Origin of the sequence: Butyricicoccus sp., assembly GCF_050872565.1 — a bacterium.
Classification (GTDB): Bacteria; Bacillota; Clostridia; order Oscillospirales; family Butyricicoccaceae; genus Butyricicoccus_A.
On the sequence record NZ_JBNMHC010000057.1, the window covers coordinates 1 to 8,837 of the forward strand.

At 50.8% G+C, this 8,837-nt stretch carries 12 protein-coding genes and 1 pseudogene; 1 reads left to right on the forward strand and 12 read right to left on the reverse strand.

Annotated features, from left to right (window positions below):
• The coding region (locus ACR0P9_RS04065) for an AAA family ATPase (RefSeq protein ID WP_432617568.1) at positions 1–1,625 on the reverse strand (1,625 nt) is incomplete at its 3' end.
• A 192-nt stretch (positions 1,626–1,817) separates the two neighbouring features.
• Here ACR0P9_RS04065 and ACR0P9_RS04070 point away from each other — a divergent pair.
• The gene (locus ACR0P9_RS04070; protein WP_432617570.1) at positions 1,818–2,420 is read left to right on the forward strand and encodes an epoxyqueuosine reductase QueH; all 603 of its coding nucleotides are present in this window, start codon (positions 1,818–1,820) and stop codon (positions 2,418–2,420) included.
• Here the strand turns inward: ACR0P9_RS04070 and ACR0P9_RS04075 are convergent, their stop codons facing one another.
• From ACR0P9_RS04075 to ACR0P9_RS04125, 11 genes and pseudogenes are all read right to left on the reverse strand, one after another.
• Positions 2,421–2,783 carry a DUF4186 domain-containing protein gene (locus ACR0P9_RS04075; RefSeq protein ID WP_432617572.1) on the reverse strand — a complete coding sequence of 121 codons (363 nt, stop codon included), beginning with the start codon at positions 2,781–2,783 and terminating at the stop codon, positions 2,421–2,423. It lies immediately after the preceding gene.
• Positions 2,783–3,193 (reverse strand): peptide deformylase, encoded by a 411-nt coding sequence (locus ACR0P9_RS04080; protein WP_432617574.1) that lies wholly within the window; start codon positions 3,191–3,193, stop codon positions 2,783–2,785. Before ACR0P9_RS04080 ends, ACR0P9_RS04075 begins: the two co-directional genes overlap by 1 nt.
• Before the next feature lie 13 nt (positions 3,194–3,206).
• Entirely contained in the window at positions 3,207–3,647 is a 441-nt protein-coding gene (locus ACR0P9_RS04085; RefSeq protein ID WP_432617576.1) for a YaiI/YqxD family protein, read from the reverse strand.
• A complete protein-coding gene (gene ispF / locus ACR0P9_RS04090; RefSeq protein WP_432617578.1) occupies positions 3,644–4,120 on the reverse strand; it encodes a 2-C-methyl-D-erythritol 2,4-cyclodiphosphate synthase in 477 nt (158 codons plus the stop codon). Before ispF ends, ACR0P9_RS04085 begins: the two co-directional genes overlap by 4 nt.
• Positions 4,117–4,854, reverse strand: a complete 738-nt coding sequence (ispD, locus tag ACR0P9_RS04095; RefSeq protein WP_432617579.1) for a 2-C-methyl-D-erythritol 4-phosphate cytidylyltransferase — start codon at positions 4,852–4,854, stop codon at positions 4,117–4,119. The genes ispF and ispD overlap by 4 nt, the downstream gene beginning before the upstream one ends.
• Before the next feature lie 29 nt (positions 4,855–4,883).
• A complete protein-coding gene (locus ACR0P9_RS04100) occupies positions 4,884–5,393 on the reverse strand; it encodes a CarD family transcriptional regulator (RefSeq protein WP_432617581.1) in 510 nt (169 codons plus the stop codon).
• Positions 5,390–5,998, reverse strand: coding sequence for a M50 family metallopeptidase (locus ACR0P9_RS04105; protein WP_432617583.1), 609 nt, complete (start codon positions 5,996–5,998; stop codon positions 5,390–5,392). Before ACR0P9_RS04105 ends, ACR0P9_RS04100 begins: the two co-directional genes overlap by 4 nt.
• Positions 5,995–6,195 (reverse strand): hypothetical protein, encoded by a 201-nt coding sequence (locus ACR0P9_RS04110; protein WP_432617585.1) that lies wholly within the window; start codon positions 6,193–6,195, stop codon positions 5,995–5,997. The genes ACR0P9_RS04105 and ACR0P9_RS04110 overlap by 4 nt, the downstream gene beginning before the upstream one ends.
• A 92-nt stretch (positions 6,196–6,287) precedes the next feature.
• Positions 6,288–7,232: an ROK family glucokinase gene (locus ACR0P9_RS04115; protein ID WP_432617587.1), complete on the reverse strand. Its 945-nt coding sequence runs from the start codon at positions 7,230–7,232 to the stop codon at positions 6,288–6,290.
• A gap of 26 nt (positions 7,233–7,258) precedes the next feature.
• Positions 7,259–8,290, reverse strand: a complete 1,032-nt coding sequence (gene mutY, locus ACR0P9_RS04120) for an A/G-specific adenine glycosylase (protein WP_432617589.1) — start codon at positions 8,288–8,290, stop codon at positions 7,259–7,261.
• Between the two features lies 1 nt (position 8,291).
• Positions 8,292–8,837, reverse strand: a pseudogene (locus ACR0P9_RS04125) (glycogen debranching enzyme); the annotation flags it as partial.

Here is an 8,837-nt window from a genome sequence, read left to right on the forward strand (position 1 = left end):
CCGCGCACACCGGCCTCCATGGTGTAATCCGAAATAATCTTGCGAATTGCCGTGTCAGAGACCTTTAAATTGCCCGGCAAAATGCCCATGCTGTCTATCGCCTTTGGGAGCAAATGCTTCTTGGCAATCTGTAATTTTTCCGATGCCGTATAGCCTTGGAACTGAATGACTTCCATTCGGTTGAGCAGCGGCTCCGGAATCGTATCCAGTGAATTTGCCGTGCAGATAAACAATACATCGGACAAATCATACGGGACATTCATGTAATGATCGGTAAATGTGCTGTTCTGTTCCGGATCGAGCACTTCCAGCAGCGCGCTGGACGGATCGCCATTGTAATCCTTGCCCAGCTTATCCACCTCATCCAGCACCATAACCGGATTGGATGCGCCGCTGCGTTTGATGCCGTCCATAATTCTGCCCGGCATCGCACCGACATAGGTACGTCTGTGTCCGCGGATTTCTGCTTCATCACGCACGCCGCCAAGGCTGACGCGCACATACGGACGCTTGAGTGCCTTGGCAATGCTCTGACCAATACTGGTCTTGCCCGTGCCCGGTGCACCGACAAACAGCAAAATCGAACCGGACTGCTTTTTATTCAGCGCCATGACAGCAATCTGCTGAATGATGCGCTGTTTTACCTTCTTTAAGCCGTAGTGGTCTTCGTCAAGAATTTTTTCCGCTCGCTTGAGCTGAATGCGCTCAAACGGAGCCTTTTTCCATGACAATCCTGTCACGAAATCCAAGTAATCATACAACAAGCCGTATTCGTGGCCGTCCTTACCTTCCTGCTTCATGCGGTTGAGCACCTTTTTGGCTTCCTTTTCCGCTGTCTCATTCATGCCGGACTGGGCAATCGCCTGTTCAAATTTGCGCACATCCGAAACATTTTCCGGATGCATATCATCCAGCTGCTTCTGCAAGAAATCAATCTGCCGCTTGAGGGCTTCTTCGCGGTATACCATCTCATTGGATTTGGTAACTGCCTGCTGTGCTTCTCCGCTGACACGATTGACTTCTATCATCTCATATAGTGCTTTTTCCATCAGCTCGACACGCTGTGACAGCACATCGGTTTCCAGAATTTGATATTTTTCTTCGCTGGAAATATTGAGCTGGCTGGACAATGCCGTGACCATCTCAGCAAGAGAATGCCAATTAAGGATATACTGCCGGGCAATCACGCCCCACTGGAACTGATTGCTAAACTTGAGCATCGCACTGCGAACGCTCTTAAAGCGTTCCTCGACCTGCTCCGGCGTCAAATCCTGAATCTCTGTGCACTCGACAAACTGAACAAGATTGGCTTCAATATCCGCTTGGCTCAGGCGTACACGGGTCAGCGCACGGATATTCACAGTTCCGTCATCGTCAATGGACTCCACCATACCGGTGACAGCAATCGGATAAATATCCTCCGGCTTGATATTCGGACGCTGCTTGTGCTCTTTGAGCATCAAGAAAATGACACTTGCACCCTGCTCTGCTTGATTTCCCGCAAGCTCCTCATAATATTCTTTTTTTAAGTACAGACTGGCTCCCGGCAGGAGTGCCAAATCGTATACAGGAATAACTAGCATAATAGATGCCTCGCTTTCGGTCTGCCAAATCTTAGCACTCATCTTCACCGAGTGCTAACGACTGATGAAAAAAAATGCCCTCTGCTCAAACGCATCAAGCATGATTGGCAAACGATGATTTTGTATTTATTATAGTAGATTCTGCCAGCATGTCAAGAGATGACACAATTTATTTACATTTTGCATTTCTGTGTTACAATAGAGGTATTCTATGCCAGACAGGAGTCTTTACCTATGGAAAACAAACCAAAAATCAATTATCAAAAGCAGTTGGATCAAATCATCAGTAAGCTGACGGACAGACCCAAGCTCGCTCTGCACAGCTGCTGCGGCCCATGCAGCAGTTATGTCATGGAATATCTGTCAAAATATTTTGATATTACGCTGTTTTATTACAATCCAAACATTTATCCGGAACAAGAATATCAGCACCGGCTGGCAGAACAATTGCGTCTGTGCGAAATCTTTGGCATTCCGACCGTTCCCTGCGAGTATGACCCGGAGCGATATGAAGCCTACATTCGCGACTTAGAGCAAGAGCCGGAAGGCGGCGCTCGCTGTACCAAATGTTTTGAGCTGCGTCTGGACTACACCGCCGCCAAAGCAAAAGAACTGGGCTTTTCGCTCATGACAACTACTCTCACTATCAGCCCACACAAAAACGCACCGCTTATCAACACCATCGGCGAAACAATTGCCAAAAAATATGGTATCACTTGGCTGCCCGGCGACTTTAAGAAAAAAGAAGGCTATAAGCGTTCGATTGAGCTGTGCAAAGAATACGATGTTTACCGCCAGAATTACTGCGGATGTAAGTATTCGATATGGGAGGAATAATTATCCCCTCATCTCCCGTTCGATCCACGTCATAATGACATCCACAACATACTCCTGCTGCTGTGGTGTCAGTGAGACGCCAGCCGGAATATGATGCCATTTAGACAGACAGCCGCGGCAGCAAGTGGCTGTCGCGTGCTGTGCAATAAAGACCGGATGCCCACGCATCGGTGTTTGTTTGCCATCATTCGGAATGACAGCGGGAGCCAATCGCTCCCGCACAAAGTCACTCGCATGACGGCGCACTGTCTCCATGCCTTTTGTCCAAACATAATCTCGGTCTTTGGGTTTGAGATAAAATCGACTGCGAAACTGAGAACGCGACAGCCGAAAAAACAGCTCGCTGTAATCGCGCTGTGCCATTAGATCAGGATTCCTTCCAGATGATCCATCTCATGCTGTACGATCTCAGATACCCAGCCGCTAAACGTCTGGACATGCTTGTTCATGCGGTCGTCCTGATATTCAACGGTAATTTCCTTATAGCGTGTGCACGCACGCTCACCCGGCAAAGACAAGCATCCCTCTGTGGTCTCGTACTTGCCGGATTTTTTCAAAATCACCGGATTGAGCATCAACAGATTAGTCATGCCTAAGTTGACAATGATAATACGCTTGTTGACGCCAATCATATTGGCCGCCATACCGGCGCAATCGGTCTGATGAGCCTGCATGGTGTCGCGCAAATCCTTCATCACAGCGGCATCTGCCTGTGTTGCCGGTTCTGCCTTCTGCTGTAAAAATAAAATATCCTTGTTGATGGGTTTAATCATTGTATTCTCACTCCTATCCAACTACTTGTTCGAGCACGCGCCGCAGTGCCTGCTCAAACTGTCTGTCTTCTTCCTTGGGACGTTTTCCACTGCCATGCAGTCTTCCGCCGGATCGGCGGATTTTTTTTGCCGTATGCCGTGCAAGCAGCAAAGCATCTATGTTATCTGCGGTATATTCTAAACCATCCTGCCGCAGCACGCGTGCGCCGCGCGCCAGACACATTGCTGCCAGACCATAATCCTGCGTCACCGCTAGATCTCCTGTATGCAGGCGGTTAACCAGCGCAAAATCCACGCTGTCTGCTCCTTTGGATACAGTAATCGTCTGCACACCCGTGCGTTGAATTTGATGCGAAGTGTCACACAAAATCACACACGGCACCCGATATGCTTTCGCCAGCCCAATGGTCACGTCTACGACCGGACAGCCGTCCGCATCGATAAAAATCGTCATGCGAGCGGCTCCAGCAAGCACACGGCATGAGCAGAAATGCCTTCTCCGGAACCGGTAAAGCCCAGATGCTCTTCCGTTGTCGCCTTAATGCTGACATTGCCCACATCGGTTTGCAGGCAAGCGGCAATGTTTTCTCGCATGTTTTGAATATGCGGTGCCATCTTCGGTGCCTGTGCAATGACGGTGGCATCCAGATTCCCCAGCTTCCAGCCGTGCTGTGTCAGCACTTCATGTACCTTGCGAAGCAAAACCAAGCTGTCTGCATCCAAAAAGGCGTCATCTTGATCTGGAAATAGGTGTCCGATGTCACCAAGTGCCGCCGCGCCGAGCAGTGCATCCATAATCGCATGAGTTAAAACATCTGCATCGCTGTGACCAAGCAATCCTTTGGTATACGGAATAGTTACGCCGCCGATGATGCATTTTCTGCCCTCTATCAGACGGTGTACGTCATAACCATGACCGATTCTCATTTTTGTCGTCTTCCTTTCAAAATCGCCTCGCCCTGCAAGACATCCTCCGGTGTCGTGATTTTAATATTCTCATAACTGCCTTGGGTAATCGTAACCGGCTGTCCCAGTGCCGTGACTGCACCGCAGTCATCAGTTAAGTTGGCGCCGGACTCCAGAGCCTTAGTCAAAGCTGCGCGAATCAAATCAATGTCAAAGCACTGCGGTGTTTGTACCGCAATCACACTCTCTCGTGCGACATTTTCCACCATTTTGCCGTTTTTGATGACCTGAATGCTGTCCTTGCAGGCAACACCCGGCGCAGCAGCCGAATCACGCATCGCCGTTTCTACCGCTTCTGTGATAATCTCTTCCGTGATGAGCGGGCGCGCTGCATCGTGAATGGCCACATAGCCAATCTCTTTCTCGCAGGCAAGAATTCCCTTGAGCACAGAATGCTCTCGTGTTGCGCCGCCTTCTACAATTTTATGCACTTTGCTGATATTCCAGTCCGCACACAGTGAAGCATACGTGACCTGATCCTGCTTGCGGCACACAAGAATAATGCCGTCAATTGCTTGGCACGCCTCAAAAACCTGCAACGTGCGGCACAAAATCGGCTGCCCGTGCAGTTCCATTACCAATTTATTTCCGCCGCCCATTCTCTGCGAAGATCCAGCCGCAGGAATAATGGCATAAACTTGCTTGCCGCGTGCTTGCTGCTTGTCCTGTATCTTTTTCTTCCGTAAATTCAGCATGGGTTGATTCCTTTCCGTCGCTGGATGATCTATCTTTTCCGCAGTTTGCTCCACTGCGGCTCCAGCTTTTGTTCTATCTCTTCTCTTGTTGCAGAGACAGCCAGCATCAGCTCCGAATACAAAATTCTCTCTGCGCATTCGAGCATGCGTTTTTCACTTCCCGCCAACGCCCGTCTTTTGCCGCGCAAATGCAGGCAAACAACAACCTGTGCTACCTGTCGAATGTTTCCGGAGCGAATGCGCGCCATGTTTTCGCGCTGTCTGCAATTCCAATTGGCAGATTGTCGCGGAAGCGAGCCAATGTTGCCCGCTAAAATTTCTTGTGCAGTCTGTTTCGAGCAAATATGCCGCAATCCAATGCGTGCTGCACACGCAACTGGGATAAGCAGTTCCGCATCATCCAACACCAAATGCATCGCATAATATGCTTGTCGTCTGTCTCCGTTTTGTCGAATGGGAATGGATGTGATCGTCCCTGCACCATGCAGGGGATGAAGGACATGATCTCCGACAGAGAACGTTTGTATCACCTCATTCATCCAGCTCTATTCTTTGTAATGATAGCATATTTTCGTGTATCACGCAAGAAAGCAACATGGCTTCCCAGCAGGCAAATCCCTACTGCCAATCCCGTCGGATTGCTGCCGGTTTGATACAGCAGGACACCGCCAAAGACGGTCAGCGCAAAGGCGGTCAGCACAGAAATCCACTGCAAGATGCAGATGCTTTTTTGCGCTGCTGCAGCCGGAAGCAGCCGCAGCAGACTGCGCACCGCAGCTCCGCCGTCCAACGGCAAAATCGGCAGAATATTGAACAGGGACAGCACCAAATTGGCACCTGCACCCATCGGATGCCGCAAAAAAGCAAACAGCATCGCAGCAAGCAGCCCCGCTGCCGGGCCCGCCAGCGATACCAAGCACTCGCGCGTATCCGAAAGCAATTTGCCCTGTACGATAACCGCTCCGGCCGCATGAAGGCGGATGCACGTGATGCGGCCGCCCAAGCACACAATGGCCGCCGCGTGTCCCAATTCATGGATCACTGCCGCCACTACAAACACCGGCAGGACATTTTGCGTGTCCAACAAGCAAAATATCGCCCAGAATACATAAAACGAGGGCGATACAACCCATCGCCCCTTCATTTACTGGGAGAAAATACAGCCGTCAGCTCTCCCCAATCTCGTTCTATCACTTGACTGCCCAGAACAGTGACAACATTTCCCGCCCTGCTTTCCGGCAGGAAGGATAGCGTACCCGCTGCACGCAGCCACTGTACCGCTGCAAAGATTCCCAGACAGATCCCTGCACACACCAGCGCACTCCGAATTGTCCCATGCATTCGGTATCCCTCCTTCCCTGTCATTCTATGCGGCAACGCACAAAAAAAGACCGTTCGAGCCAGCGAACGGTCTTATCTTTGCTAAGTAGTCCTTACTGTTCAATCTGTACGAGGCGAACTGCACCGGTGATACCGGCTTCATTGCCCAGTGTTGCCTGTAAAATCGGCGTGCCGCGCAGCGGCGGGAATACCTTGGCATCGTATACGCGACGAATCGGTGCCAGCAGAACATCTCCAGCGGCTGCCATACCGCCGCCAAACAGAAATGCTTCCGGATTGATGATACAGCCGATGCAGGCAAGTGCCGTGCCCAATACTTCTGCCGCGTGGTCAATGCACTGCTGTGCCAGCGCATCTCCTGCCGCACAGCAATCGCAGACATCCTTTGCGGTCAGCTCCTCAATTTCCCGCATAGCAGACGGCTGTTCGGTCTCGCTGAGCAGCTTCTTAGCATAGCTCAGCACGCCGGTCGCAGAACCTGCCAGCTCGACACAATCTGATTTTCCGCAATTGCAGTCATGGTCAGCGTCGTGCACAACCGGCAAATGGCCGACTTCTCCGCCGCCGCCCTGAAATCCAGAAACAATCTTGCCGTCCAGAATAATGCCGCCGCCTACGCCGGTTCCCAGTGTCAGCAGAGCAACGTTCTGATACTCTTTGCCTGCTCCCTTCCATTGCTCGCCCAACGCGGCGATATTAGCGTCATTTTCAACATATACCGGCAAACCGGTTCGTCTGCCCAGCTCTTCTGCGACATTGACAACATCCCAGCCAACATTGACGCAGCCATTGACAATGCTCTTCTTAAGTACCGGTCCCGGTACGCCGATGCCAATGCCTGCGGTGCGAGCATTATCAAGGTCGAATTCCTGCTGTGCTGCATACACTGCCGCTGCAATATCATCCAGCACATGGACACCGCCGTTTTCTGTTCTTGTCGGAATTTCCCATTTCTTGATCCAGCCAGCTTTCTCGCTGTACAATCCCATTTTTACGGTCGTTCCGCCAACGTCTACGCCAAAGTAATACTCTTTCATTGCCGTTGTCTCCTTGTCTCTTTTGTTTATGCTTGCAGCGCAATCGCGCGATAGACACGAAATGCACTGGGAAGTGCAATGTCCTGCTCCAACTGCTGCGGTGTCACCCAAGTAAACATGCCGCCATCTGCTGTTTGCGCCTGCACGCCGGTCATATGCCATTCCAAGTGAGTAAATACATGTTTTGCCTGTTTTAATGGTATCTGGTGCGTTAATGACACGCCAAACGCCTGCTCTGCGTCTTCTCCGGCTAATACATTGGGAAATTCCCATAAATTGGCCAGCAAACCTTTTGCCGGACGCTTACGCAGTGCAATTCTGCCATTGTTCCAGAGTAAATATACCACGCGCTGTTCAACCGGCCGCGCTTTTTTCGGCTTCTTCTTAGGAAAATCCTGCTGTGTTCCCCACTTTTGTGCTTCACACAAATCAGCAATCGGACAGTGCGCACAATCCGGCGCACCATGCGGGATACAGATCATGGCACCCAATTCCATGAGTGCTTGATTGCAGTCGCCGGGGCAATCTGTCGGCATGACCGGTTGTAATTCCTGTTCTGCTTGCTTTTTTACTTTTTGAGAGGTAATATCCCAATCGCGTGCAAAAAGCCGCGACATGACGCGCAGAACATTTCCGTCTACCGCTGGGCAGCATTGCCCGCCTGCAATAGAAGCAACAGCTCCCGCCGTGTATGAACCGATGCCTGCCAATGTCAGCAGCGAGTCTCTGTCGCGCGGCATGATGCCGCCAAATTCAGTACAAACCGTTCGCGCTGCTTTTTGCAGATTGCGGGCACGGGAATAATATCCCAATCCCTCCCATAATTTGAGCAGCTGATCTTCCGGCACTTCCGCCAATGCCTGTACCGTCGGAAGTGTCTGTAAAAACCGCTCATAGTACGGAATGACCGCCTGTACGCGAGTCTGTTGCAGCATAATTTCCGAGATCCAAATCGCGTATGGGTCTGTTGTTCTCCGCCAAGGCAAATCTCGATGACCGTGCTGATACCACACGCACAGGCGGCGCAGTGCCTCTTTCATGACTTCCTGCTGCGTCATATTACCGCGCCACAAGAATCATCACAGAACGCGGCTGTACCCAGAGAATGCCGCTGCGCACACACTGCATATCTTCCATGTTTTCGATACAGTCACTGTCCGGACCATTAAACGTATTGACAGCAATATACCAGCTCTTGCCCTCCGGCAGTTCCGGCAGACAGACCTGATGTCCTTCCCAATGCGTGTTCATCACGATATGCACAATATCATCTTCTGTGTCTTCGATATTGCGTCCAGCAAACGTCACGCCAATCACGCGGGAATCATACTGATAGTTAGCATCCCACGGAGTCATCGCGTGCAGGCTGGTCTCTGGGAAGCGGCTCTTTGCCGGTCGGGTATGACGGCGCAAAATCGGATGCTTTTTGCGGAAATGAATCATATAACGGAAGAAATGATACAAATCTTCATTCTTTTTCAAGTCATCCCAATTGAGCCACGAAATTTCATTATCCTGACAGTACGCATTGTTATTGCCAAACTGCGAGTTGCTGAACTCATCACCTGCGAGGAACATTGGCGTGCCGCGCGAACACATGAGCAC